The following is a 25907-nucleotide window of genomic DNA, read 5'->3' on the forward strand; positions in this document are numbered from 1 at the left end:
GATAATCCCCGCTTTCGATCATGAGCATTGTTCATCTGAAGTGCTCTTGAAGCCTCGATCCGCCCTACTTTCACAGGATCCAACGATGCCCGTTTACTTCATCGGCGCCGGCCCCGGCGACCCGGAATTGATCACTGTCAAAGGCCAGCGGCTGATCCGCAGCTGCCCGGTGATCATCTATGCAGGTTCGCTGGTGCCGGCGGCGGTACTGGAAGGTCATTCGGCAGATACCGTGGTCAACAGCGCCGAATTGCATCTGGAACAGATCATCGACCTGATCAAGACCGCCCACGCCAAGGGCCAGGATGTGGCGCGTGTGCATTCCGGTGATCCGAGCCTGTATGGCGCCATCGGCGAGCAGATTCGTTATCTGCGCGAGCTGGATATCCCGTTCGAGATCATCCCCGGTGTCACCGCCACCGCTGCTTGCGCGGCGTTATTGGGCGCCGAACTCACGTTGCCGGACATCTCGCAAAGCGTGATCCTGACCCGTTATGCGGACAAGACTGCGATGCCTGTCGGGGAAGAACTGGCCAGCCTGGCGCAGCACGGGGCGACCATGGCGATTCATCTGGGGGTCAATCACCTGCAGAAGATTCTCGCCGAGCTGTTGCCGCATTACGGCGCGGATTGCCCGATTGCAGTGATCCACCGGGCGACGTGGCCGGATCAGGACTGGGTCGTCGGGACACTGGAGGATATTGCCGAGAAGGTGGCGGCCAAAGGCTTTCGGCGTACGGCGCTGATTCTGGTCGGGCGGGTATTGGGCAGCGATCATTTCAGTGAGTCTTCGCTGTATCGCGCGGGACATGCGCATCTTTACCGCCCATGACGGCCCCTTCGCGAGCAGGCTCGCTCCCACAGTAGACCGCATTTCCCCGTGGGAGCGGGCCTGCTCGCGATATGGGGCGCTGAATTTCTGACATAAAAAAACGGCGCTCACGGGGCGCCGTTTTTCATGCCGCAGCGAACGCCTTAGTAGTAGGCGTTTTCTTTCTGCGTGTGGTCGGTCACGTCGCGAACGCCCTTGAGCTCCGGAATACGCTCGAGCAAGGTGCGCTCGATACCTTCCTTCAGGGTCACGTCCGCCTGGCCGCAGCCCTGGCAACCGCCGCCGAACTGCAGCACGGCAATGCCGTCTTCAACCACATCGATCAGGCTGACCTGACCACCGTGGCTGGCCAGCCCCGGGTTGATTTCGGTTTGCAGGTAATAGTTGATGCGCTCGTTGATCGGGCTGTCGGCGTTGACCATCGGTACTTTGGCGTTAGGCGCCTTGATGGTCAGCTGACCGCCCATGCGGTCGGTGGCGTAGTCGACGACAGCATCGTCGAGGAACGCTTCGCTGAACGAGTCGATATAGGCAGTGAAGCTTTTCAGCCCCAGCGCGGTATCTTCAGGTTTCTCTTCGCCCGGCTTGCAGTAGGCAATGCAGGTTTCGGCGTACTGGGTGCCAGGCTGGGTGATGAAGACGCGGATGCCGATGCCCGGGGTGTTCTGCTTGGACAGCAGATCGGCCAGGTAATCATGGGCGGCGTCGGTAATGGTAATAGCGGTCATGGAAACTCCTCGCAGGCTTGGGCGGAGTTTACGCCAATCGGCGCGCGGCACAAAGTCCCAGTATTTACGTAGGAATAGTTCGCAAATCGGCTAAGCGCCAGGTTCGCCGTCAATCCGCGCTTTAAGCCACTGATAGCTGCGCTTTTCTATCCATTCGTAGCTCAGCCACGAACCGATACCGATGGCCAGCGCACAGGCAAAAAACATCAAATACGGGTTGATCCCGTAGCGTCGGGCCAGATAAGCGCCGGCCGACAGCACCAGCACATGCATCAGATAAACCGAGTACGAACAGTCGCCCAGCAGCTTGAGCAGCCTGTTGCGTTCGACATAACGCTCCAGCGCCATGCATCCCATGACCAGCACCGCGCCGGGCACGCCCCAATTCAGCAATCGGGGCTCCGGCGGCAGGTGATAGATCGCCAGCAACGCCGCACCGATCCCCAGCAGCGGCAACCAGAGCGCTGGCCCGATCCAGCCACGACGATAGAGCATGCCGATGCCTATCCCCAGCAGGAATTCGTAAACGATGTCCGAGCGATAAAACTCGCTGACCCAGCCAAACCCGGTCCAGGCCTGACACACCGCAAACAACAGCGCCGCGACCACCAGCAAGCGCACTTGCAGCCGAAACAGCAGCGCCCAGGCGAACAACACGTAGAACAGCATTTCGTAATTCAGCGTCCAGCCGACATTCAGGGTCGGATAGATCCCGTAGCCACCGGGGTTTTCGGTCGGGATGAACAGCAACGACAGCAGTAAATGACGCCAGTCCACCGTCTGATCCGGCAGCAGCGGCCGGGCAAACACCACCAGCAACGCCATCAGCACGGTGTAGAGCCAATACGCCGGAACAATCCGAAACAGCCGATACAGCAGAAACCGCGCCGGCGGCAGCGCCTTGCCTTCGGTGGACAGGAAAATCACCAGCCCGCTGATCACGAAGAAGATATCGACGCCCACGGCGCCCTTGTCGATGAACAGCTGCCCTATCGGCCCGCGCGCCTCGAAGTCGAAGAAAATCTGCATGAAGTGATGGCAGACCACTGCCCACGCGGCGAGCGCTCGCAGGGCCTGCACTGAAATCAACATCGATGGCACTCCAGATCCCGTACTCCACAGGATTGGGACAGCGGCCATCGTTCAAACGATCAAAGATTCTCGTACCGGTTCATGTCCAGCACGCCCTCTTCCACCGGGTCGGTCTCATGGATGTACTGGCTCAGGTCATGGAAATAGAACCAGAACTGCGGATGACTTCGGCGGATGCCCCAGCGTTCGACGATCTTCTCGAACTGTGGCGCATCCTTGGCGCTTTCCATGGCATCGACAAACGCCGGCACCTGGTCCGCCGGGATGTTGAACATGAAGTTCGGATAACTGCTGAGCACGCCCGGGTAGATGGTCAGAGTATCGAGCCCCGGCTGATAGCGCAGCGACTCACCGAGCAGGAACGCCACGTTGCTGTGGGCGCGGTTGCGAAGCAGGCTGTAGACCTCGCGTTTGCCGCTGCGGGTTTCGATGCGCAACATGGTCGCTTCCGGCAGTTGATCGATCACCTTCAGCCCCGCTGCAGGACGCGCCGTCAGGCGGCTCAGGGCCTGTTCGGCATTTTGCAGCGCCGGATCGATGTTCGGCCGCGAGCAATAGGCATCCACGCAGCGGTTGATCGGATCGGGCCGCGCGTTGAGGTCGCCGTAGCGAGCGAGCAACTGCATGGCGAAGTCATGTTTCGGGTCCTTTTCGTCGAGTTTCAGCGCGGTCGGCTTGTCATCATCGATGGACTCGTAATCCAGCCACATCTTGAACTGGCCGCTGCTCTGGTACCAATCGTCGAGGTAATCCTCGCGGGAGTCTGCCGGCATCAGGCGCAGGAAGTTCTGTTCGGCGCCGTTGCGGATCAAGTCGAAGTACAGCCGGGTCTGCGCCTGATGGGAGACGTTGCCGAACACGTCGAAATTGACTGCCAACTGGTAATAGGTGCGTTCGAGCAACGGATAGTCGAACAGCCACATGGTCTGCGGCACCTCACCGATCAGGCCTTTGGTCACCGAGGCGCTGTCGAAGTGGCGGAAGATGCTCAACAGTGCATTGTCGTTGCCCGCCCACAGGGTCGACCAGCTCGGCGCCGGTTGATCCGCGTAGCTATCCCGGCGCAGGGCTTCGTATTTGTTGCGCTTGTTGCGGTAGTCGTGCCACAGGCTCAGGACGCTGCCGACATCGTCGTTCTGCCCCGGCATGGCCAGCAACGGCGTGGCCTGGCCGCGATAGTTCGGGTCGGTGATGTACAGGTCGTGTTCCGGGGCCTGGAACAGCGCCCAGAAGTTGTCGCGGATCACGTCGGTCGCGATCTGCCCACGGCACACCGGGCCGCGAATGAAGGTACGCACGAAGTATTCGGCGTTATCGAGCATGAACTGATACCGCGCCTGCGCCGGAATCGCCTCGAAGGTGGCGAACGGGTTGGCGCGGCTCTGCGGCCCGTAGCCCGGCAGAGCATGCACCTGCCAGTTGCCGTTGTAGAACAGGCTCTTGACCCGCGCCATCTTTGCCGCGCTCAGCGGATAGGTGATGTGGGTCTTGTGCACGATCACGCCCTGCACCGGCCACAGGCGGTAATACACCTGGGTGCCCGGATCGTCATTGGGACGGCGGGTGGCGATCAGATCGATCGGCTGACCGGTGGGCGTGCGCGAACGCACCCACTGGAAGAAATGCCCCGGCTCGCCGTCCTTGAAGTAGATGTGCGCCAGGAACCAGTGTTCGAACAGCCAGCGCCCGACCAGGCTTTCCCGCGCACCTGGCTGGTTGAGCAGGTTTTCCCACTGCACGATCTGCAGCGCTTCCTTGGCACTCGGCGCCAGGCCTTGCTCATCGATCGGCGCGCCGGACGCCAGCCAGCGCTGCAATGTCTGGTATTGCTGATCGGTCAGGCCGGTCACCGCCAGCGGCATACCCTCTTTCGGGTGAGCACCGGCATAGCCGTCGAACTCAGCGGGCATCGCACACATGTTTTCCCGTTGCAGGCCGAGGACGATGTCTTCCGGCAGTTTGGCGTTGGGTGTCAGCGGCGTTTTGTGCCCCAGTTCCAGCATGCGCGCCATCAGTGCGGCCTGGCTGCCCTGGGCGTCGAGCACCGAATAGAAGTCTTTCTGTTGCCAGGCGCGTTTGCCAAAAGCGTCGTAGAACAGCCGCGTGGTCGGCGCTGCCTGAGTGCGCTCGCCATCGTAGACCGGCATCTTGCTCGCGCCACGGGCCGCGCCTTCACCGCTGCCCAGGTTCAATTGGCAGGCAGAGTCGTAGCACGCATGGCAGGCCACGCACTTCTCGGTGAAGATCGGCTGGATGTCGCGGGTGTAAGAAATGGCAGGCGAGATCGCAGGACTTTGCGCCGCCGCGCCAAAGCTCAAAAACAGCAACACCATGCTGACGACGCGGTACGACATATCCCTGATCCTGATCCTGAATAAAAACGCCGCGATTCTACCGTTATGACGCCCGTGCCAACATGAGCGATATTCATGCAAAAGTGCCACATGCTCTAAATCCGCACAGGTTTGTTATGATCCCGCTCCTTCGTCATGGTCTTTTTCGAGTAGTCCCAATGTCCGATCGCAGCGTCCGCCTTCAAGCTCTCAAGCAAGCCCTCAAAGAGCGCATCCTGATACTCGATGGCGGTATGGGCACGATGATCCAGAGCTACAAGCTCGAAGAGCAGGATTATCGCGGCAAGCGTTTCGCCGACTGGCCGACCGACGTCAAGGGCAACAACGACCTGCTGGTCATTACCCGTCCCGACGTGATCGGCGGCATCGAGAAAGCCTACCTGGATGCCGGTGCCGACATCCTGGAAACCAACACCTTCAACGCCACCCGCATTTCCATGGCCGACTACGGCATGGAAGAGCTGGCCTACGAACTCAACGTAGAAGGCGCACGACTGGCGCGCAAGGTTGCCGACGCCAAGACCGCCGAGAACCCGGACAAGCCGCGCTTCGTCGCCGGCGTCCTCGGCCCTACAAGTCGCACCTGCTCGTTGTCGCCGGACGTCAACAACCCGGGCTACCGCAACGTCACCTTCGATGAACTGGTGGAAAACTACACCGAGGCCACCAAAGGCCTGATCGAGGGCGGCGCCGACCTGATCCTGATCGAAACCATCTTCGACACCCTCAACGCCAAGGCAGCGATCTTCGCCGTGCAAGGCGTGTTCGAAGAGCTGCACATCGAATTGCCGATCATGATCTCCGGCACCATCACCGACGCCTCCGGCCGTACCCTGTCGGGCCAGACCACCGAAGCGTTCTGGAACTCCGTAGCTCACGCCAAGCCGATTTCGGTCGGTCTGAACTGCGCCCTCGGCGCCCGTGAACTGCGTCCGTACCTGGAAGAGCTGTCGGACAAGGCCAGCACCCATGTTTCGGCGCACCCGAACGCCGGCCTGCCGAACGAATTCGGCGAGTACGACGAACTGCCGGTGGACACCGCCAAAGTCATCGAAGAATTCGCCCAGAGCGGTTTCCTCAACATCGTCGGCGGTTGCTGCGGCACCACCCCGGGCCACATCGAAGCCATCGCCAAAGCCGTCGCCGGTTACGCGCCACGGCAGATTCCGGACATTCCCAAGGCCTGCCGCCTGTCCGGTCTGGAACCGTTCACCATCGATCGCAGCTCGCTGTTCGTCAACGTCGGCGAGCGGACCAACATTACCGGTTCCGCGAAATTCGCCCGTCTGATCCGCGAAGACAACTACACCGAAGCCCTGGAAGTCGCCCTGCAGCAGGTCGAGGCCGGCGCCCAGGTGATCGACATCAACATGGACGAAGGGATGCTCGATTCGAAGAAGGCCATGGTGACCTTCCTCAATCTGATTGCCGGCGAGCCGGACATCTCCCGCGTACCGATCATGATCGACTCCTCGAAATGGGACGTGATCGAAGCCGGCCTGAAGTGCATTCAGGGCAAGGGCATCGTCAACTCGATCAGCATGAAAGAAGGCGTCGAGCAGTTCATCCACCACGCCAAACTGTGCAAACGCTACGGCGCTGCTGTGGTGGTGATGGCGTTCGACGAAGCCGGCCAGGCCGACACCGAAGCGCGCAAGAAAGAAATCTGCAAACGCTCCTACGACATTCTGGTCAACGAAGTCGGCTTCCCGCCGGAAGACATCATCTTCGACCCGAACATCTTCGCCGTGGCCACCGGTATCGAAGAACACAACAACTACGCTGTGGACTTCATCAACGCCTGCGCCTACATCCGCGACGAGCTGCCGTATGCCCTGAGCTCCGGCGGCGTGTCCAACGTGTCGTTCTCGTTCCGCGGCAACAACCCGGTGCGCGAGGCGATCCACTCTGTATTCCTGCTGTATGCGATCCGCGCCGGCCTGACCATGGGTATCGTCAACGCCGGTCAGCTGGAGATCTACGACCAGATCCCGCAGGAACTGCGCGACGCCGTTGAAGACGTGATCCTCAACCGCACGCCGGAAGGCACCGACGCCCTCCTCGCCATCGCCGACAAGTACAAGGGCGACGGCAGCGTCAAGGAAGCCGAGACCGAAGAATGGCTCAGCTGGGACGTCAACAAGCGTCTGGAGCACGCACTGGTCAAGGGCATCACCACCCACATCGTCGAGGACACCGAAGAATCCCGTCAGTCCTTCGCTCGCCCGATCGAAGTGATCGAAGGCCCGCTGATGTCCGGCATGAACATCGTCGGCGACCTGTTCGGCGCCGGCAAAATGTTCCTGCCGCAGGTGGTGAAATCCGCCCGCGTGATGAAACAGGCCGTGGCTCACCTGATTCCGTTCATCGAGCTGGAAAAAGGCGACAAGCCGGAAGCCAAGGGCAAGATCCTGATGGCCACGGTAAAAGGCGACGTACACGACATCGGCAAGAACATCGTCGGCGTGGTGCTCGGTTGCAACGGCTACGACATCGTCGACCTCGGCGTGATGGTGCCGGCGGAGAAGATCCTGCAGGTGGCCCGCGAAGAGAAATGCGACATCATCGGCCTGTCCGGTCTGATCACTCCGTCGCTGGATGAAATGGTCCACGTGGCCCGCGAGATGCAGCGTCAGGACTTCCACCTGCCGCTGATGATCGGCGGCGCGACCACCTCCAAGGCACACACGGCGGTGAAGATCGAGCCGAAGTACAGCAACGACGCAGTGGTCTACGTTACCGACGCTTCCCGCGCCGTGGGCGTGGCGACGCAGTTGCTGTCCAAGGAGCTGAAAGCCGGTTTTGTCGAGAAGACCCGCGAAGAGTACATCGACGTGCGTGAGCGCACGTCCAATCGCAGCGCCCGTACCGAACGCCTGAGCTACGCCGCCTCGATCGCGAAAAAACCGCAGTTCGACTGGGCTTCCTACACACCGGTCAAACCGACGTTCACCGGCACCCGGGTGCTGGACAATATCGACCTCAACGTCCTGGCCGAGTACATCGACTGGACGCCGTTCTTCATCTCCTGGGACCTGGCCGGCAAGTTCCCGCGCATCCTTGAAGACGAAGTGGTCGGTGAAGCCGCGACCTCGCTGTACAAGGACGCCCGCGAGATGCTGACCAAGCTGATCGACGAGAAACTGATCAGTGCCCGTGCGGTGTTCGGTTTCTGGCCGGCCAATCAGGTGCACGACGACGATATCGAGCTGTACGGCGATGACGGCAAGCCAATGGCGCGCCTGCATCATCTGCGTCAGCAGATCATCAAGACCGACGGCAAGCCGAACTTCTCCCTCGCCGACTTCGTCGCGCCGAAGGACAGTGAAGTGACCGACTATGTCGGCGGTTTCATCACCACCGCCGGGATCGGCGCCGAAGAAGTGGCCAAGGCTTATCAGGACGCTGGCGACGACTACAACTCGATCATGGTCAAGGCGTTGGCCGACCGTCTGGCCGAGGCCTGCGCCGAATGGCTGCACCAGCAGGTGCGTAAAGAGCATTGGGGTTACGCCAAGGACGAAGCCCTCGACAACGAAGCGCTGATCAAAGAGCAGTATTCCGGCATTCGCCCTGCTCCGGGTTACCCGGCGTGCCCGGATCACACCGAGAAGGCCACGCTGTTCGCCCTGCTCGATCCCGAGGCACAGGAGATGCGCGCAGGCCGCAGCGGCGTGTTCCTCACCGAACACTATGCGATGTTCCCGGCGGCAGCGGTCAGCGGCTGGTACTTCGCCCATCCGCAGGCGCAATACTTCGCCGTGGGCAAGATCGACAAGGATCAGGTGCAGAGCTACACCTCGCGCAAAGGCCAGGAACTGAGCCTGACCGAACGCTGGCTGGCGCCGAACCTGGGTTACGACAACTAACCCGGAGCCCGAACAAAAGACCGCAGCCTGCCCCGCAGGCTGCGGTCTTTTTTCATGGGTTGGCTATGCTTGTCTGACACACACGGCAGACGAGGGATTTATGGACGATCCAGTCGACAACAAGCCACCGACCTTCTGGCAGATGCTGCACAGCGTCATGGCGGCGGCGTTCGGCGTGCAGAGCGGCAAGAACCGGGCAAGGGACTTCACCCATGGCAAGCCCAGCCATTTCATCTTCCTGGGCATTGCGTTCACGGCAGTGTTCGCCCTGACGCTGTTTGGCATCGTGCAACTGGTGGTGCATCTGGCGGGCGCCTGAGCAGCCTCAGTGCATCAGGGTCTGCAGGTTGAACGGATAGCGGTACGAGGCCGGGCGACCCTTCGCCGACATCTTGTGAAAGTGCACGCCGTAATCCGGCGACGTACCCATGGCCAGCATTCGGCGGGCATGATCCTTGTCGATCAGTTGCAGCAAGGGGATCTGCCGGTCGCGGCCACCGTAGCGATTCAGGTCGACGCCCTGTGCATGGTCGTGCACTTCCACCAGCGCCCAGCCTCCCAGGGTGAAATGACCGCCGAGCAATGCGCTCAAGCGTCCGTCGATCATGGCCTGCAACGCCGCAGGCGAGGTATTGACCGCGCTGAACAGCACGTCTTTGCCCGGCACTTTGCCGATCTCGGAAACCGCTCGCATCGCACCGAAGGCCATTTCGTCGTTGGCCGCCCACACCAATGACACCTTGGGGTAACGAACCAGCAACTGCCGGGCCTGCTCGTAAGCGCGCTGCTGTGTCCAGCCGCCGTAGACCAGTTGCCGCAAACGGACTTCAGGATGTTCGGCCAGCGCCCGTTGCATGCCCTGCTCGCGCAACTGCGACGACGGGGTGATCTTCAGGCCGGAGAACGCCAGCAATTCGATGCTGGCGCCGGGGGCCACCGGTGGATGCAGGCGGATCAACTCCTTCATCAACAGGTAACCGCCCTCCTCATCATTGGGCACGAGGCTACCGATGCGGTCGGCCCGGTCCCCGACCAGCGCTTGCTGATTGGGGGTCAACGCGGCATTGACGATAAACAGCTTCACCCCGCTCTGATTGGCCATGCGCAGGATCTGCGGCGCGATGTATTGCTCGTTGGCGAACATCAGATAATCGGGACGATCAGGCCCCTGCAGAGCTACCCGGGCCTGGGCCAGGGTCATTTCGGGCTGACGCTGGGAATAGAGGATACGCAGATCGACACCCAGATCCCGGGCGGCGGCCTGCATGAATTGCGAGTAGCTGACCCAGAACGCTTCGTCGGTGGCGCCAGGATTCAGAAACAACACAGACTCTGCCCGTGCGCCGGCTCCAAAGGCCAGGCCCAGCACAAGCAGACTGATGTGGAGAAACTTGAACATGAAACATCCGGGCCCGGGGAAAAATGGCCGCGCATTATAGCCATTCAATCGCCGGCCATTAGCGCCTGATCCCGCTTTTTGTCCGACAATCGTCGGAAGCGGGCCCGGAGGGGTCGTTTTACTGATGACTGACCCAGAACACCGCTGTGCCCACGACCAGAATGATCAGGAACAGAATGGCCCACGCATCGACACTGCTATCGCTTTTCCTTGCCTTGGTTGGATTGCTCATTGCATCGCCTCTTGTCGGTTTTATCGGTGATTGCAGAAAGACTCGACCACAGTTAAGACGATGATTGTCCGCACGACAAATGTGGGTTAGTTGACACCCGTTCTCGTTAGGCGATTTGGTTCTTTACATATACTCAAACATCACTTTTGCGCATAACTGCAAACGGGTATATTGCCCCGGCTCCATTAGGGAGTGCGCGGCCGTGCGCGCGTAATTGCCGAGGCACCATCGGACTCCAGCAAGCGAAAACGCAGCGTTTTCCGAGTAGCCCAAAGCCTGAGAACAGGACTTATATGTACGTATACGACGAGTACGATCAGCGGATCATCGAGGACCGCGTCAAGCAGTTCCGTGATCAGACCCGACGCTATCTGGCAGGTGAGCTGAGCGAAGAAGAATTCCGCCCCCTGCGCCTGCAAAATGGCCTGTACATCCAGCGTTTCGCGCCGATGTTGCGGGTGGCGGTGCCTTACGGCCAGCTGACCTCGCGTCAGATGCGCATGATGGCCAAGATTGCCCGCGACTACGACAAGGGCTACGCCCACATCAGTACTCGCCAGAACGTGCAGTTCAACTGGCCGGCGGTCGAAGACATCCCGGACATCCTCGCCGAGCTGGCCACCGTGCAGATGCACGCGATCCAGACCAGTGGCAACTGCCTGCGCAACGTCACCACCGACCAGTTCGCCGGTGTTGCGTTCGATGAGCTAATTGACCCGCGTCCTTGGTGCGAAATCGTCCGTCAGTGGACGACCTTCCACCCGGAATTCGCTTACTTGCCGCGTAAATTCAAGATCGCCGTCAACGGTTCGACCTCCGACCGTGCGGCCATCGAGGTCCACGACATCGGTCTCGAGCCGGTGCACAACGTCGCTGGCGAACTCGGTTTCCGCGTGCTGGTTGGCGGTGGTCTGGGTCGTACTCCGGTTGTTGGTGCATTCATCAACGAGTTCCTGCCATGGCAGGACCTGTTGAGCTACCTCGACGCCATTCTGCGGGTCTACAACCGCTATGGCCGTCGTGACAACAAATACAAGGCGCGGATCAAGATCCTCGTCAAGGCGCTGACTCCAGAAGTCTTCGCCCAGAAAGTCGATGCCGAGATGGAACACCTGCGCGGCGGCCAGACCACGCTGACCGAAGCCGAAGTGCATCGCGTCGCCAAACACTTCGTCGACCCGGACTATAAAGCACTGAGCAATCAGGACGCCGAACTGGCCGCCCTCGACAAAGAGCATCCGGGCTTCGCCCGCTGGCGCACCCGCAACACCCTGGCGCACAAGAAGCCGGGTTATGTAGCCGTGACCCTGTCCCTGAAGCCGACCGGTGTCGCACCGGGCGACATCACCGACAAACAGCTCGATGCCGTCGCCGACCTGGCGGACCGCTACAGCTACGGTCAACTACGCACCTCCCACGAGCAGAACATCATTCTCGCCGACGTCGAGCAGAGCCAGTTGTTCACCCTGTGGGGCGAGTTGCGTGAAGGCGGTTTCGCCACGCCGAACATCGGCCTGCTGACCGACATCATCTGCTGCCCTGGCGGTGATTTCTGCTCCCTGGCCAACGCCAAGTCGATCCCGATCGCCGAATCGATCCAGCGCCGTTTCGACGACCTGGACTACCTGTTCGACATCGGTGAACTGGACCTGAACATCTCCGGTTGCATGAACGCCTGCGGTCACCACCACGTCGGCCACATCGGCATCCTCGGGGTGGACAAGAAAGGCGAAGAGTTCTATCAGGTCTCCCTCGGCGGCAGCGCCAGCCGTGATGCGAGCCTGGGCAAGATCCTCGGCCCGTCCTTCGCCCAGGACGACATGCCGGATGTGATCTCCAAGCTGATCGACGTGTACGTGGAACAGCGCACCGAAGACGAGCGCTTCATCGACACCTACCAGCGTATTGGCATCGACCTCTTCAAGGAACGCGTCTATGCAGCGAATCATTAAGAACAACGAGGTCGTCGACGAAACCTGGCACCTGCTGCCCAAGGATTTCAACATCGACGAGATCAGCAACTGCGACGACCTGATCGTCCCGTTGCAGCTGTGGCGTGAACACGCCCGCATGCTCAAGGCCCGCGACGGTGGTCTGGGTGTGTGGCTGGACGCCGACGAAGAAGCCGAGGAAATCGGCGACGACGTGGATCAGTTCCAGGTCATCGCCCTGAACTTCCCGGCGTTCACCGATGGCCGCAACTACTCCAACGCCCGCCTGCTGCGTGACCGTTACGGGTTCAAAGGTGAGCTGCGGGCGATTGGCGACGTGCTGCGCGATCAGCTGTTCTACATGCGCCGCTGCGGTTTCGATGCCTTCGCCCTGCGCGCGGACAAAGACCCGTACGACGCCCTTGAAAGCCTCAAGGACTTCTCGGTGACCTATCAGGCCGCCACTGACGAACCGCTGCCGCTGTTCCGTCGCCGGTAAATCCCCGGGGCGTACTCAAAAAAACGCCGGTCATTCGACCGGCGTTTTTTTATGCCCGCTTTACCAGAAACGTTGCTGGGTCAAACGGCTCCACCAGCTCAGCAACAGACGGTCCACCGAACCGCTGGCCGCCATGCCGATGCGCTCCTGCAGGCTTTTGCGTTCGGCATAGTGCAGGTGATAGACCTCGGACTTTTTCGCCCGGTCCGCCAGGTATTCGTCGCTGGTCTTGAGTTCGTCCACCAGCTGTTTTTCCAGCGCCGCGAGGCCAAGCCAGACTTCACCGGTGGCAACTTCGTCGATCGCCAGCTGCGGGCGATAACGGGCGACGAAGTTCTTGAACAACTGATGGGTGATGTCCAGGTCTTCCTGGAATTTCTCCCGGCCCTTCTCGGTGTTTTCGCCGAACACGGTCAGGGTGCGTTTGTATTCGCCGGCGGTCAGCACTTCGAAGTCGATATCATGCTTTTTCAGCAGGCGGTTGACGTTGGGCAACTGCGCGACTACGCCGATGGAGCCGAGAATCGCGAATGGCGCGCTGATGATCTTCTCGCCGATGCACGCCATCATGTAACCGCCGCTGGCCGCCACCTTGTCGATGCACACGGTCAATGGCACGCCGGCCTCACGGATACGCGCCAGTTGCGACGACGCCAGACCGTAGCTGTGCACCATGCCGCCGCCGCTTTCCAGACGCAGGACGACTTCGTCCTTCGGTGTGGCCAGGGTCAGCAAGGCAGTGATTTCATGGCGCAGGCTCTCGGTAGCGGAGGCCTTGATGTCGCCATCGAAATCCAGCACGAACACCCGGGGTTTGCTGTCGGGGTGTTTCTTCTGTTTTTTCTCGGATTTGGCCTCGCCCTTGCGCAGGGCCTTGAGCTGATCCTTGTCGAGCAGGCTTTGCTCCAGGCGTTCACGCAAGCCTTTATAGAAATCGTTGAGCTTGCTGACCTGCAGCTGGCCCGCAGCCTTGCGCCGGCCCTTGCTGCGCAACGCAGCAAAACTGGCCAGCACCACCAGAATGGCGATGACCAGTGTGACGGTCTTGGCCAGGAAACTGGCGTATTCAGTCAAAAACTCCACAGTGACTCCTTCAAACGATGCGCCGTTGAAAAACGCGCGCGGGGATGACTCCAGCATACCCATGCACCGCCTCGTCGGCCAGCCGTGAAACCTCTGGAAACAGCCCTGTAACGGGCATTTCAAACAAGCGTATGTTTTTTCATTGACAGCTCTCCATCATCCCCATAACCTCGCCACAACCTTCAACGTACCGGGATGACGCGGACGTGGGCAGCATCTACTTGATTCGACATGGCCAGGCCTCCTTCGGTGCAGACGACTATGACGTCCTGTCGCCGACGGGTGTGCGCCAGGCAGAAATCCTCGGACGTCACCTCGCCGAACTCGGAATCAGCTTCGACCGCTGCCTGTCGGGCGACCTGCGTCGTCAGCAGCACACGGCCAACAGCGCGCTGGAACAGTTCGCCGCTGCCGGCCTGCCGGTGCCTGCTCTGGAAATCGATTCGGCGTTCAACGAGTTCGACGCCGACGCCGTGATCCGCGCCCTGCTGCCGGCCATGCTGCCCGAAGAACCCGAAGCGCTGGACATCCTGCGTAACGCCGCACAGAACCGTGGCGAGTTCCAGCGCATCTTTGCCCTGATCATCGAACGCTGGCTGGCCGGCACCTACGACACGCCCGGCCTGGAAAGCTGGCTGGGGTTCGTCGAACGGGTCCAGGCCGGTCTGAACCGTATTCTCGATCAGGCCGACAACACTCAGAAGATCGCGGTGTTCACCTCCGGTGGCACCATCACCGCCCTGCTCCACCTGATCACGCAAATGCCTGCCCGGCAGGCTTTTGAACTGAACTGGCAAATCGTCAACACCTCGCTCAACCAGCTGAAGTTCCGCGGTCGCGAGGTGGCTCTGGCTTCCTTCAACAGTCATGCGCACCTGCAACTGCTGAAGGCCCCGGAACTCATCACTTTCCGCTGAGTCCGGATTACTGTGACCCTGCTGCAATCAACCAAAAAGGATCGAACCATGACCTCCGTAGCTGATGCCGTAAAAGCAATGCAAGCCAAGTTCAACCCAGCCGCTGCTGCCGGCCTGGATCTGGTCTTCGGTTTCAACATCACTGACGAAGACAAGCAATACGCTCTGATCGTCAAAGACGGCACTTGCGACATCCAGGAAGGCGAAAACGCTGACGCCAACTGCACACTGGTGCTGGACAGCGAAACCCTGAAAGGCATCGTCAGCGGCGAAACCGACGGCATGCAAGCCTTCATGGGCGGCAAACTGCGCGTTGAAGGCGACATGATGCTGTCGATGAAACTGTCCGAGCTGTTCCCGGCGTAAGACGCAGGCCAGCCAAAAACAAATCCCGCCTTGATGGCGGGATTTGTCGTTTCAGCGTCACTGGATGCCGGCGGCGTCCAGCTCCTTGAAGACCTCACGATCGGCGATCTGGGTCTCACTGTCGGGGTACATCAACTGGACGTTGCCCCCGGGGATGATTTCACCTGTCTGCCCATCACGGGCGAAGGTGATGACATACCGCTCCCCCTGATACTTCAAGTAAATATTGTAATAATCCTGTGGTTTATCCGGCGCTGCGAAAGCGCTGTAGCGATAACGAATTCGCGGAACCAGCATCGGCCAGGTATTGCCGAGCAAGTCGCCATTGACCGCCGGATCAGCTGCTTCGAGCGCCACAATGGCAGCCGCTACCACTTCATCGTTGTCGCTCGACTTGAAAGGCAATGGGCGGTTACGCAACATGGTTACGGCGCTTGCCTTGCCCTCGACAACATCACGACGGTACAGGTCGTTACGAAACCATTTTGTTGCATCAAAACGGTTTTCTTCCGGGCTCCAGTCGCCGTAATACATCATTACTTTCTCGCTCATCGCATCTTCCCTTGTGTGCAGATACAAACCCATTGCACTAAAAACCAGCAAAAAAGCCGCTATCACGCCAATGCGCGTGCGAAAACTAACAGTCATGGTTGTGCCAACTGCCCCTTTTTAAACTTCAGTTGCTGCTTCGGCGGCCCCAAAGGCGTGCTGCCTGAACGAACCTTTCCGACAGCGCCGTAATCGTCCAGCGGAAATTTCATGTTCTTTTCGTTTTTCGCTCGACTGTCGGCATGCATCAACAGCTTTTTATCGTTTTCGCTCGCCTGCTCCGGCGGCTGGACCGGGGCTGATTCACCCGGGAGTGCCAGGGTATCGTCCTTTTTGGACAATCTGTATTCAGCAAGACGTCGTTCATAACCGCGCTGCCTGATTCTGAATGCCGATTTGGCTTTGGCATCCGACGCCACACGCTCACGCGCTCCGTCCAGGCCGTCGCGATCTTTTTCACTGCCATACGTCTGGTCATAAAGACTGCGGCGCGGGTAGGCATGAATGGTTGCCCCCGTAGCATCGGCAAGTTTCTGCGCGAGGCTGAGCTCGTAATGTTCCTGACCTTCGCTGACCAGCGCCGTCTCATCCACCCCCAATCCGGTTCGGCAAGCGTAGGAAAAGATGTTGGCGCCCAGAGCAAAGGCCTCAGGCTTCAGCTGACTGGCCTGGGCTGGTCCAAAGCGATAGGTAGCGTCCTTGCCTTCGATTTCATAACCGAACTCGATATTGAACACCACACCATGGGCAAAAATGTCGAGCTGTTTAATCTCGCGCTTTTCTTCGACTCGCTTGTTTATAAAGGCAACCAGTGCGTCCGCGGAATCGATCTCCAGGTATTCGGCTTTGTATTTGTTGACGACAAGCTCTTTGAGCGTCGCGCGCATTTTGGGATCGTATTCGGCTGTAAACAGCAGAAAGAAGGTTTTGTCCGCAGCGCCCTTTTTAATGCCCAGATAGTCTCTCAACTGCCCGACACCCTGGTTGATGAAGCTCATCTTGTTGCCGTAATTTCCGCGAAACTCGGTCCAGCGACTGATGTGATAGGAGCCTACCACCGTCACATAATCGTATTTGAGCGTTCCCGTGACCTGGGTAGTTCCGTGCTGGTCGCTGGTCTGTCCCTGCTTTTTCTTCGGTGGTGGCACGTTCAACTTTCCTTAGTAATCAATGCCCAGGGCATCCAGGTGAGCGGCGGCTTCCTTGCCCCATTGCACGACAATCGATGTCGGATCGGCTGTGAATACCCGTGCCGCGTTACCGTGATTGTCGGTGTGGCCGACCAGACGCTGACCGTCACCGGTTTCGATGCAATAGAGCATGTCGGGAATGGCTTCGCCGGTGCCTTCGTCCACCAGCTGGAAGCGCTCACTGTGCTTGGGTACGGTAATGATCGGCGTGAAAGGAGCGGAGCCGACCTGAGTGCCGACGAACACATCGCCGGAACCGGTAATGATCATGCCGCCATGAGCAGTGGCACTGCCGAGAAAGGCGATGGGCTTGCCATTGATCAGGATGTTGCCGATGCCTTCGGTGACCGTATCACCACACGCCGTGGTGTCGCCGACACGCAACACGGGCATGCCGTTGATGTTCACATCGGGTGAACCGCTGGTGCTGGGGTTGGTACCGTGGCCAGTGACCGGACAGGCATTGAGATCGCTCAGGCGCGCGGCAGGCTTTGCCATCGTTTACTTCCGTGTGAGGGCTGGGGACGCGGAATTTACCGGATCTGATCAATTGATGAAAGGCTGCTCTCCTGCCCGGCCTGCACCCTCGTGACCGGTGTCACAAACGAAGCCGCCAGCAATTCCCGGGTGTACGGATGCTGTGCCGAACGAAACAATTCGGCCGTTTCCCCACGCTCGACGACCTCACCGTCCTTCATGACGATCAGGTCGTGGGCCAGTGCCCGCACCACCGCCAGATCATGGCTGATGAACAGATACGTCAGACAGTGTTCCTTCTGCAGACGGCGCAACAGCGCGACAATCTGTTTCTGTACGGTACGATCCAGTGCCGAAGTGGGTTCGTCCAGCAGGATCAAATCCGGCTTGAGCACCAGCGCCCGGGCGATGGCGATGCGTTGCCGCTGCCCGCCGGAAAACTCGTGGGGATAGCGATGACGTGTCGCCGGGTCGAGTCCCACGTCCCGTAACACATCGATCACGGCCTGCTCGCGCTCCCGCGCGTTCAAGTCACTGTGTACCTGCAAACCTTCGGCGATGATCTGCTCCACGCACAAGCGCGGACTGAGGCTGCCGAACGGGTCCTGAAACACCACTTGCAGGCGCTTGCGCAATGGTCGCAGTTGTTTGCCGCTCAAATGTTCCAGCGCTTCACCCTCGAAGCGGATACTGCCCTCGGCATCGATCAGGCGCAGGATCGCCTGTCCGAGGGTGGATTTTCCCGAACCGGATTCACCGACGATTCCCAGGGTCCGGCCACGTTGCAGGCTCAGATCAATGCGATTGACCGCGTGCAGCCAGGACTTGCGGCGCAGCCAGCCACCACCGAGCCTGAAGCGCACGTTGAGATCGCGCACTTGCAGCAGGTCCTCCGCGCCGACCCTGTGCAGCGCCTCGCCGCCGGGTTCGGCATTGAGCAACTCGATGCTGTAGGGATGCTGCGGTGCCCGGAATAACTGCTCGCAAGTCGCTTGCTCGACGATCTCGCCGGCGCGCATCACCGCCACCCGCTGGGCGATGGTGCGCACCAGATTCAAGTCGTGGCTGATGATCAGCAGCGCCATGCCCAGTCGTTGTTGCAGGTCCTTGAGTAACAGCAGGATCTTGCGTTGCACGGTAACGTCGAGGGCAGTGGTCGGCTCGTCGGCGATCAGCAGTTGCGGCTCGCAGGCCAGCGCCATGGCGATCATCACCCGTTGCCGTTGCCCTCCGGAAAGCTGATGGGGGTAAGCCTTCAAGCGTTCGTGGGGGCGTTGAATGCCCACCAGCTCCAGCAACTCCAGAATCCGTTCCCGCGCCGCAGCTCCGGCCAGGCCTTTGTGCAACGCAAGGCTTTCGCCGAGTTGCCGCTCGATGCTGTGCAGCGGGTTGAGCGAACTCATCGGCTCCTGAAAGATCATCGCGATCCGGTTGCCACGCAATTGCCGCAGATAACGCTCATGCACGCCGAGCAACTCTTCGCCCCCATAGCGAATGCTGCCTTCGATCCGCGTGATGTTCGGGTCGAGCAGTTGCAGGATGCTGTGGGCCGTCACCGACTTGCCGGAACCGGACTCGCCCACCAGCGCCAGGCATTCACCCGGAAGGATGTCGAGGTCGATGCCATGGACCACTTCCTGGCCTTTGAAGGCAACCCGCAGGTCGCGTATTTCGATCAGATGTTCACGCATATCAAGTCCTCGGGTCGAAGGCATCACGGCAGGCTTCGCCGATGAAGACGAGCAATGAAAGAATCAGCGCGAGCGCAAAGAACGCCGTCAGGCCCAGCCACGGCGCTTGCAGATTGGTCTTGCCCTGACCGATCAACTCACCCAGCGAAGCGCTGCCCGCCGGCATGCCGAAACCGAGAAAGTCCAGTGCCGACAAGGTCGCAATCGCCCCGGTAAGAATGAACGGCAGATACGTCAGCGTCGCACTCATGGCGTTGGGCAGGATGTGCCGCACGATCACCTGCCCATCGCCGACACCCAGCGCCCGAGCAGCTTTCACGTATTCCAGACCTCGACTGCGCAGGAACTCGGCGCGCACCACATCCACCAGGCTCAGCCAGGAAAACAGCGCCATGATCCCCAGCAGCCACCAGAAATTTGGCTCGACAAATCCGGACAGAATGATCAGCAGATACAGCACCGGCAGCCCCGACCAGACCTCCAGCAAACGCTGCCCGATCAAGTCGATCCAGCCACCGTAATAGCCTTGCAAGGCGCCGGCGGCGATACCGATAAGCGCACTGGTGGCGGTCAGTGCCAAGGCAAACAGCAGCGACACCCGCGTGCCGAAAATCACCCGCGCCAACACATCCCGCGCCTGATCGTCGGTGCCCAGCCAGTTGTCGCCGGAGGGCGGGCTCGGTGCCGGTTCCGTGAGATCGTAATTGACCGTGTCGAAACCGAACGGGATTGGCGCAAACCACATTCGCCCGCCCTGCCCCTCGATCAGCTCGCGCACCTGGGCGCTGCGATAGTCAGGCTGGAACGGCAGCTCGCCGCCGAAATCCTGTTCGGTGTAGCGTTTGAAGGCCGGGAAGAACCATTCACCTTGAAACGTCACCAGCAAAGGTTTGTCGTTGGCAACCAGCTCACCGCCCAGGCTTACGCCGAACAGTCCCAGAAACAGCCACAACGACCACCAGCCGCGCCGGTGAGTCTTGAAGCGCGCCCAGCGGCGCTGCCCGATGGGAGAAAGTGTCAGCATCAGGCAGCCCTCGCCGTAAAGTCGATACGCGGATCGACCAGCGTGTAGCACAGGTCGCCCAGCAGTTTTATCAAGAGCCCGAACAGGGTGAAGATGAACAGCGAACCAAACACCACGGGGTAATCCCGCGACACCGCCGCTTCGTAGCTCAGGCGTCCGAGGCCGTCGAGGGAGAAGATCACCTCGATCAGCAGCGAGCCGCCGAAGAACACCGTCACCAGCGCCTGGGGCAGTCCGGCGACCACCAACAGCATCGCGTTGCGAAACACATGCCCGTACAGCACCTGCCGCTCACTCAGCCCCTTGGCCCGGGCCGTGACCACATACAGCCGCGAGATCTCGTTGAGAAAACTGTTCTTGGTCAGGATCGTCAGCGTCGCGAAACCGCCGATCACCAGCGCACTGACCGGCAGCACCAGATGCCAGAAGTAGTCCGCCACCTTGCCCCACAGCGTCAGCTCGGCGAAGTTGTCCGAGACCAGCCCGCGCACCGGAAACCAGTCCAGCGCGGTACCACCGGCAAAGACCACGATCAATAGCAGCGCAAACAGAAACCCCGGCATCGCATAACCGATGATGATCGCGGCGCTGCTCCAGACATCAAACGCAGAACCGTTGTGCACGGCCTTGCGGATGCCCAGCGGGATCGATATCAGATAGGTGATCAGCGTCGCCCACAGCCCCAGCGACAAGGTCACCGGCAACTTCTGCCAGATCAGCTCGGTCACCGTCGCGCCACGGAAGAAGCTCTTGCCGAAATCCAGTTGCGCGTAGCTCTTGAGCATCAGCCACAGGCGTTCACTGGCGGGTTTGTCGAAGCCGTACTGACGCTCGATATCGGCCACCAGTTTCGGGTCCAGGCCACGGGTCGCACGGGACTCGCCGCCAATGGTTTCGACATGGCTTGCACCTACTGCCCCACCGACACCGATCCCCTGCAGACGAGCGATGGCCTGCTCGACCGGTCCACCGGGCGCGGCCTGCACGATCACGAAGTTCACCAGCAGAATCGCCAACAGGGTCGGCACGATCAGCAGCAGACGCCGCAGGCTATAATCCCACATGAGCAAACTCCTTTTGCTGTTTTTGCGCCTGTGTGGCGGTCAACGCCGTAGGGCTGATTTCCCACCAGGTGTCGAGACCGGCGTCATACAGCGGAGCAATCGCCGGCCGGCCAAAACGGTTCCACCACACCGTGGAAATGCCCGGCGGGTAATAGTTGGGAATCCAGTAGTAGCCCCACTGCAGCACCCGATCCAGCGCCCGGGCATGGCGCAAGAGACTTTCACGGCTGTCGGCCTGCACCACGCCTTCGAGCAACGCATCCACCGCCGGATCGCGCAGCACCATGTAGTTGTTGGAACCCGGATCATCGGCGCCGTCGGAGCCGAAGTAATTGAACATCTCGCGACCCGGCGCCTGGCTCACCGGATAGCCGACGACAATCATGTCGTAGTCGCGACTGCGCACCCGGTTGGTGTATTGCGCGGTGTCGACCTGACGGATATCGAAGCCGATGCCGATCTGCGTCAGGTTGCGTTTGAACGGCAGCAGCAGGCGCTCGAAGCCTTTCTGGCCGTTGAGAAAAGTGAATTGCAACGGCTCGCCGGCAGCATTGACCAGTTGATCGCCACGGGGTTTCCAGCCGGCGGCCGCCAGCAGTTTCAACGCCTGCAACTGTTGCGCGCGAATGTTGCCGCTACCGTCGGTGCGCGGCGCTTCGAACACCTGGCTGAACACCTCATCGGGGATCTTGCCGCGCCAAGGTTCGAGGATTTTCAGTTCTTCGGCGTCCGGCAACTCAGTGGCTGACAGCGCGCTGTGGGAAAAAAAACTGCGCTGGCGCAAGTACATGCTGCGCATCATCTGCCGGTTGCTCCATTCGAAATCCCAGAGCATGGCAATCGCCTGCCGCACACGCCGATCCTGAAACATCGGTTTCTGCAGGTTGAACACGAAACCCTGGGCACCTTGAGCCGCGCCGGGTGCGAGGTGTTCACGCAACAATTTGCCCTGCTCCAGCGCTGCGCCGGCATAACCGATGGTGTAACTGGTGGCGGAGAATTCGCGGTTGTAATCGAAGCCGCCGGCCTTGAGCACTTGTCGCGATACGTCGGTGTCGGCGAAGAACTCCACACTCAACTGATCGAAGTTGTAGAGCCCGCGGGTGACCGGCAAATCCTTGCCCCACCAGTCCTTGACCCGTTGAAATTTCACACTGCGTCCGGCATCCACCGCGCTCACCCGATAAGGACCGCTGCCGGGCGGAATCTCGAAACCGGCGCCTTCGGCAAAGTCCCGGGTACGCCACCAGTGCTCAGGTAAAACAGGCAGTACCGCCAGGTCCAGCGGCAAGGTACGGCTATCGTTGTTCTTGAACACGAAGCGCACCTGAGTTGGCGACTCGACCTGCACCTCGGCGACATCGCGAAACTGCTGCCGGTACTTCAGGCTCCCCTGAGTGGTGAACAGTTCAAAGGTGTAGCGCACGTCCTCGGCGGTGATCGGCGTACCGTCTTCAAAACGCGCTTGCGGATTGAGATAGAAACGTACCCAGCGTCGATCCGCATCCAGCTCCATCCGCTGCGCCACCAGACCGTAGACGCTGTAAGGCTCGTCTTTGCTGCGATAAGCCAGCGGCGCATAAAGCCAGCCGTCGATTTCGGCGACGCCGGTGCCTTTGTCGATGTAGGGAATCAGGTGATCGAACGGACCGCTTTCCAGCGAAGAACGCCGCAGGCTGCCGCCTTTGGGCGCATCGGGATTGGCGTAGGCCAGATGCTGGAAGTCCGGGGCGTACTTCGGGGCTTCGCCGTAGACCGTGAGGGCATGCTGAGGCTGCGCAAATATCGCAGGGCTCAGCAGAAGACATACGCCCAGCAAAGTGAGTCTGGAAAACATGGGCAGATCCTTTAACCGCGTGCCTGCCTGATTGTGTTGTGCAACAGGCGGGCACTTTTTATAGGGCCGGTTTTAGAACGATGGGTTACTAAAACCGGCCATGTCTGGTCATTCTCAGAACTTGTAGTTGAGCCGCGTGTACAGCGTTCGCCCGAACGGGTCGCCGTATTTCGGGTCGTAGCCGCTCTGAAAGGTGTAGGTCTGGTTACTGAATGGCGGCTCGCGATCGAACAGGTTTTTCACCCCCAGCGTCACCGCCAGGGTCTTGCGCCAGGTGTAGGTGCCGGCCACGTCCCAGACGTTGTAGGAGCCAACGTAGTCGTGGGTCTCCCGGTCCGAGTCGTGATAACCGCTGGTGTAGCGGTTGGTCAGGCTCGCGCCGAACGGGCCGTAGTTCCAGCTGCCGGTCAGGCTGTGACGCCAGCGGGCCACCGCGCCGGCCGACGCGAAGTCACCCCCGCGAAAATCTCCGAGCTTGTCGATGAAATCGCCCTTGAGCTGCTGCTGATACTCATAACGGCTGACATAGGTTCCTTGCAGGCCAATACCGAAGTCGCCATATGGCGTGCTCGGCAGCCGATAGTCGAAACTGACGTCGACGCCATTGGTCTTGATCTTGCCGAGGTTAGCCAGGCCGGTGACGACGTGATCGATGGAGCCGTCAGGCTTGCGGATCAAGCGTTCCGGATACAGTTCCGGATTTTCGAACACCGCCGACTCGGGGAACTCGGCGATCTGGTTGGCGATGCTGATCCACCAGAAATCCAGCCCGGTGGTCAGGCGATCGAACGGCTGATAAACGAAACCGACGGTGACGTTGCGCGCGGTTTCCGGGCTCAGGTCCGTGTTGCCGCCCGTGGTCCGGTTGAACTGCTGGGCGCAGTCGCGGTTGGCGATCCCGCCATTACTCGGATTGCCACCGGCACACAGGCGCGGGTCGTTGTAGTTGGCGTTGGTGAAGGTGGTGAAATTCGGGTTATAGAGTTCATACAGCGACGGCGCGCGGAAACCTTCGCTATACGCGCCGCGCACCACCAGTTCCTTGAACGGCTGGAAACGGAACGAGTATTTCGGGTTGGTCGTGCTGCCGAAATCGCTGTACTTGTCATGCCGCACGGCAGCGGACAACTCCAGGCTGTCGAGCACCGGCACATTGACCTCGGCATATTGCGCCGAGACGCTGCGATCCCCTGACACGCTGCCGTTGGGGTCCACGCCGAGGCTCTGCACATCACCGGCAAACGCGGCGAAATCCTGATGGAAGTCTTCCTTGCGGTACTCGCCGCCTAGCGCCAATGCCGATGGACCGGCGCCGAACCAGTCGCCGATCTCGCGACTGACACGGCCATCAATCGCCTTCACCCGGCCCACGGCAGTTGCGTAATCACCATCCACCGCGTTGGCCGCCAGCAACGCCGAACCGGCAGCCGTCTGCGGCCCGAACGGGTTGATCACGCCATTGACGATCCCCTGGCTGACGGCGCGGTCGTTCACATAACCACTGCGGATCGTGTTGACCACTTTGTTCTGGTTGTACGAAGCGCCAAGGTTGTAATCCCACCCAACCAGCGTGCCGTCGAAATTCAGCAGCAGGCGCTGACCGGTGTTGTCGTCTTCGTGGCGGCGGGCGCCGACCGCCGTTTCACGCCAGTTCACGTCCACCGGTTGCGTTGAATCAAGGGCAAAACCGCTAGGCCCGGGGGTGATGCCGTTGCCCGGATAAAACGCCGTGCCGGGATTGACCTGATTACCGATCAGGGTGCCGGGACCGATCTGGGTTCGGTTTTCATTGCGCGCCCAGAAGTATTCGAGACTGACGTTGTGATCGTCCGACAGCTTGCCGGTGGCTTTGGCGAAGGCCGAGGTCTTCTCGGTTTCCGGCACCAGATCCAGGTAACTCCACAGACTCTGGCGGCAGATACCGTTACGCGACAGCAGACCCGGTGCATTGCAACCGGACCCCGCCAACGGGTTGGTAGCGTTGCTGCCCTGGCTCCAGTTGGCCGGTGATGCCGTGCCGGAGGTGTAATCGAGCCCGCGCCCCGGCTGGTAGTTGTAGGTGTAACCACGATCTTCAGCGGCCAGCCGTTGCTGCTTGTCGTAACTCACGACACCGAAGACGTTGAAGCGATCGTCCTGCAAATCACCGAATCCCCAACTGCCACTGAAATTACGACTTTCACCGCCGCCGGAATGGGTCGGCGTGTCGTAGTTGGTGCTGATCTGGCCCTCGGTGAGGCTGGTCTTGGTGATGAAATTGATCACCCCGCCGATGGCATCGGTGCCGTACAGCGCCGAGGCACCATCACGCAGCACCTCCACCCGGTCGATGGCGGCGAACGGAATGGTGTTGAGATCCACACCGGAGCCATTGATGGCGTTGGTCGCGTTGTTGCTCAAGCGGCGACCGTTGAGCAGCACCAGGGTCTTGTTCGGGCCGATGCCACGCAGGTCGGCGTAAGACGCCCCGCCGCTGCTCGAACCCACCGAACGTCCTGAACCTACGGAGGACTGGTTGGCAGAGATGCGGTTGACCAGCTCTTCAGTCGTCGTCACACCCTGCTTCTGCAATTCTTCCACCCGAAGGATGGTGACCGGTACTGCCGTTTCGGCATCGACCCGGCGGATCGCGGTGCCGGTCACTTCGACCCGTTGCAGTTGAGTGGTCGGTTCTGTGGCACTGCTGTCGGCGGCAATCGCCGGCAATGTGTTGATCGCCAGCAGCAAGGCCAGGCTCAACGGGGATTTAACGGGTGAAAATCGAATCATGAAC

The 25907-nt window shown here is 60.3% G+C and carries 20 protein-coding genes; 7 read left to right on the plus strand and 13 right to left on the minus strand.

Going from position 1 to position 25907, the window contains the following annotated elements; all coding sequences use genetic code 11:
* The first annotated feature begins 85 nt into the window (after positions 1 to 85).
* Positions 86 to 832: a precorrin-4 C(11)-methyltransferase gene (cobM, locus tag M5B44_RS23280; protein WP_248740622.1), complete on the plus strand. Its 747-nt coding sequence runs from the start codon at positions 86 to 88 to the stop codon at positions 830 to 832.
* 143 nt (positions 833 to 975) lie between these two features.
* On the opposite strand, the gene nfuA is transcribed toward cobM, so the two are convergent.
* From nfuA to M5B44_RS23295, 3 genes are all read right to left on the minus strand, one after another.
* Positions 976 to 1560 (minus strand): Fe-S biogenesis protein NfuA, encoded by a 585-nt coding sequence (gene nfuA, locus M5B44_RS23285; protein ID WP_007959519.1) that lies wholly within the window; start codon positions 1558 to 1560, stop codon positions 976 to 978.
* Between the two features lie 90 nt (positions 1561 to 1650).
* Entirely contained in the window at positions 1651 to 2652 is a 1002-nt protein-coding gene (locus M5B44_RS23290; RefSeq protein WP_248740623.1) for an acyltransferase family protein, read from the minus strand.
* Positions 2653 to 2711: 59 nt separating this feature from the next.
* Complete coding sequence (locus M5B44_RS23295) at positions 2712 to 5006, minus strand: fatty acid cis/trans isomerase (RefSeq protein ID WP_248740624.1); 2295 nt, start codon at positions 5004 to 5006, stop codon at positions 2712 to 2714.
* A 158-nt stretch (positions 5007 to 5164) separates the two neighbouring features.
* On the opposite strand from M5B44_RS23295, the gene metH reads away from it, so the two are divergent.
* Both metH and M5B44_RS23305 read left to right on the plus strand, forming a co-directional pair.
* Positions 5165 to 8875, plus strand: a complete 3711-nt coding sequence (gene metH, locus M5B44_RS23300; protein WP_248740625.1) for a methionine synthase — start codon at positions 5165 to 5167, stop codon at positions 8873 to 8875.
* 100 nt (positions 8876 to 8975) lie between these two features.
* Entirely contained in the window at positions 8976 to 9194 is a 219-nt protein-coding gene (locus M5B44_RS23305) for a DUF2970 domain-containing protein (protein WP_065257810.1), read from the plus strand.
* A gap of 6 nt (positions 9195 to 9200) precedes the next feature.
* On the opposite strand, the gene M5B44_RS23310 is transcribed toward M5B44_RS23305, so the two are convergent.
* The gene (locus M5B44_RS23310; protein ID WP_248740626.1) at positions 9201 to 10274 is read right to left on the minus strand and encodes an ABC transporter substrate-binding protein; all 1074 of its coding nucleotides are present in this window, start codon (positions 10272 to 10274) and stop codon (positions 9201 to 9203) included.
* 525 nt (positions 10275 to 10799) lie between these two features.
* On the opposite strand from M5B44_RS23310, the gene M5B44_RS23315 reads away from it, so the two are divergent.
* Together M5B44_RS23315 and M5B44_RS23320 are read left to right on the plus strand one after the other, a co-directional pair.
* Entirely contained in the window at positions 10800 to 12458 is a 1659-nt protein-coding gene (locus M5B44_RS23315) for a nitrite/sulfite reductase (RefSeq protein ID WP_248740627.1), read from the plus strand.
* A complete protein-coding gene (locus tag M5B44_RS23320) occupies positions 12442 to 12936 on the plus strand; it encodes a DUF934 domain-containing protein (protein ID WP_085730747.1) in 495 nt (164 codons plus the stop codon). The genes M5B44_RS23315 and M5B44_RS23320 overlap by 17 nt, the downstream gene beginning before the upstream one ends.
* A 60-nt stretch (positions 12937 to 12996) precedes the next feature.
* On the opposite strand, the gene sohB is transcribed toward M5B44_RS23320, so the two are convergent.
* Positions 12997 to 14019 (minus strand): protease SohB, encoded by a 1023-nt coding sequence (gene sohB, locus M5B44_RS23325; RefSeq protein WP_248740628.1) that lies wholly within the window; start codon positions 14017 to 14019, stop codon positions 12997 to 12999.
* 206 nt (positions 14020 to 14225) lie between these two features.
* Here sohB and M5B44_RS23330 point away from each other — a divergent pair, with 206 nt between their 5' ends.
* Together M5B44_RS23330 and M5B44_RS23335 are read left to right on the plus strand one after the other, a co-directional pair.
* Positions 14226 to 14936 carry a histidine phosphatase family protein gene (locus M5B44_RS23330; protein ID WP_134826522.1) on the plus strand — a complete coding sequence of 237 codons (711 nt, stop codon included), beginning with the start codon at positions 14226 to 14228 and terminating at the stop codon, positions 14934 to 14936.
* Between the two features lie 48 nt (positions 14937 to 14984).
* Positions 14985 to 15302 (plus strand): SCP2 sterol-binding domain-containing protein, encoded by a 318-nt coding sequence (locus M5B44_RS23335; protein WP_114883460.1) that lies wholly within the window; start codon positions 14985 to 14987, stop codon positions 15300 to 15302.
* 57 nt (positions 15303 to 15359) lie between these two features.
* Here the strand turns inward: M5B44_RS23335 and M5B44_RS23340 are convergent, their stop codons facing one another.
* The 8 genes from M5B44_RS23340 to M5B44_RS23375 form a co-directional block, all read right to left on the minus strand.
* Positions 15360 to 15950, minus strand: coding sequence for a hypothetical protein (locus tag M5B44_RS23340; protein WP_248740629.1), 591 nt, complete (start codon positions 15948 to 15950; stop codon positions 15360 to 15362).
* Entirely contained in the window at positions 15947 to 16999 is a 1053-nt protein-coding gene (locus M5B44_RS23345) for a hypothetical protein (protein WP_248740630.1), read from the minus strand. The genes M5B44_RS23340 and M5B44_RS23345 overlap by 4 nt, the downstream gene beginning before the upstream one ends.
* A gap of 12 nt (positions 17000 to 17011) precedes the next feature.
* A complete protein-coding gene (locus tag M5B44_RS23350) occupies positions 17012 to 17539 on the minus strand; it encodes a PAAR domain-containing protein (protein ID WP_134826519.1) in 528 nt (175 codons plus the stop codon).
* Positions 17540 to 17574: 35 nt separating this feature from the next.
* Positions 17575 to 19209, minus strand: a complete 1635-nt coding sequence (locus tag M5B44_RS23355) for an ABC transporter ATP-binding protein (protein WP_248740631.1) — start codon at positions 19207 to 19209, stop codon at positions 17575 to 17577.
* A gap of 1 nt (position 19210) precedes the next feature.
* Positions 19211 to 20233 (minus strand): ABC transporter permease, encoded by a 1023-nt coding sequence (locus M5B44_RS23360; RefSeq protein WP_248740632.1) that lies wholly within the window; start codon positions 20231 to 20233, stop codon positions 19211 to 19213.
* Positions 20233 to 21297, minus strand: a complete 1065-nt coding sequence (locus M5B44_RS23365; RefSeq protein ID WP_248740633.1) for a microcin C ABC transporter permease YejB — start codon at positions 21295 to 21297, stop codon at positions 20233 to 20235. The genes M5B44_RS23360 and M5B44_RS23365 overlap by 1 nt, the downstream gene beginning before the upstream one ends.
* A complete protein-coding gene (locus M5B44_RS23370; RefSeq protein ID WP_248740634.1) occupies positions 21284 to 23134 on the minus strand; it encodes an extracellular solute-binding protein in 1851 nt (616 codons plus the stop codon). The genes M5B44_RS23365 and M5B44_RS23370 overlap by 14 nt, the downstream gene beginning before the upstream one ends.
* A 114-nt stretch (positions 23135 to 23248) precedes the next feature.
* Entirely contained in the window at positions 23249 to 25903 is a 2655-nt protein-coding gene (locus tag M5B44_RS23375; protein WP_248740635.1) for a TonB-dependent receptor, read from the minus strand.
* Positions 25904 to 25907 lie beyond the last annotated feature (4 nt).

Origin of the sequence: Pseudomonas sp. MWU12-2029 (genome assembly GCF_023242425.1) — a bacterium.
Classification (GTDB): domain Bacteria; phylum Pseudomonadota; class Gammaproteobacteria; order Pseudomonadales; family Pseudomonadaceae; genus Aquipseudomonas; species Aquipseudomonas kribbensis.

Coding starts and splice junctions, on each gene's coding strand:
- cobM (WP_248740622.1), top strand. CDS start 86: ATGCCCGTTTACTTCATCGGCGCCGGCCCCGGCGACCCGGAATTGATC.
- nfuA (WP_007959519.1), bottom strand. CDS start 1,560: ATGACCGCTATTACCATTACCGACGCCGCCCATGATTACCTGGCCGAT.
- M5B44_RS23290 (WP_248740623.1), bottom strand. CDS start 2,652: ATGTTGATTTCAGTGCAGGCCCTGCGAGCGCTCGCCGCGTGGGCAGTG.
- M5B44_RS23295 (WP_248740624.1), bottom strand. CDS start 5,006: ATGTCGTACCGCGTCGTCAGCATGGTGTTGCTGTTTTTGAGCTTTGGC.
- metH (WP_248740625.1), top strand. CDS start 5,165: ATGTCCGATCGCAGCGTCCGCCTTCAAGCTCTCAAGCAAGCCCTCAAA.
- M5B44_RS23305 (WP_065257810.1), top strand. CDS start 8,976: ATGGACGATCCAGTCGACAACAAGCCACCGACCTTCTGGCAGATGCTG.
- M5B44_RS23310 (WP_248740626.1), bottom strand. CDS start 10,274: ATGTTCAAGTTTCTCCACATCAGTCTGCTTGTGCTGGGCCTGGCCTTT.
- M5B44_RS23315 (WP_248740627.1), top strand. CDS start 10,800: ATGTACGTATACGACGAGTACGATCAGCGGATCATCGAGGACCGCGTC.
- M5B44_RS23320 (WP_085730747.1), top strand. CDS start 12,442: ATGCAGCGAATCATTAAGAACAACGAGGTCGTCGACGAAACCTGGCAC.
- M5B44_RS23335 (WP_114883460.1), top strand. CDS start 14,985: ATGACCTCCGTAGCTGATGCCGTAAAAGCAATGCAAGCCAAGTTCAAC.
- M5B44_RS23340 (WP_248740629.1), bottom strand. CDS start 15,950: ATGACTGTTAGTTTTCGCACGCGCATTGGCGTGATAGCGGCTTTTTTG.
- M5B44_RS23350 (WP_134826519.1), bottom strand. CDS start 17,539: ATGGCAAAGCCTGCCGCGCGCCTGAGCGATCTCAATGCCTGTCCGGTC.
- M5B44_RS23355 (WP_248740631.1), bottom strand. CDS start 19,209: ATGCGTGAACATCTGATCGAAATACGCGACCTGCGGGTTGCCTTCAAA.
- M5B44_RS23360 (WP_248740632.1), bottom strand. CDS start 20,233: ATGCTGACACTTTCTCCCATCGGGCAGCGCCGCTGGGCGCGCTTCAAG.
- M5B44_RS23365 (WP_248740633.1), bottom strand. CDS start 21,297: ATGTGGGATTATAGCCTGCGGCGTCTGCTGCTGATCGTGCCGACCCTG.
- M5B44_RS23370 (WP_248740634.1), bottom strand. CDS start 23,134: ATGTTTTCCAGACTCACTTTGCTGGGCGTATGTCTTCTGCTGAGCCCT.
- M5B44_RS23375 (WP_248740635.1), bottom strand. CDS start 25,903: ATGATTCGATTTTCACCCGTTAAATCCCCGTTGAGCCTGGCCTTGCTG.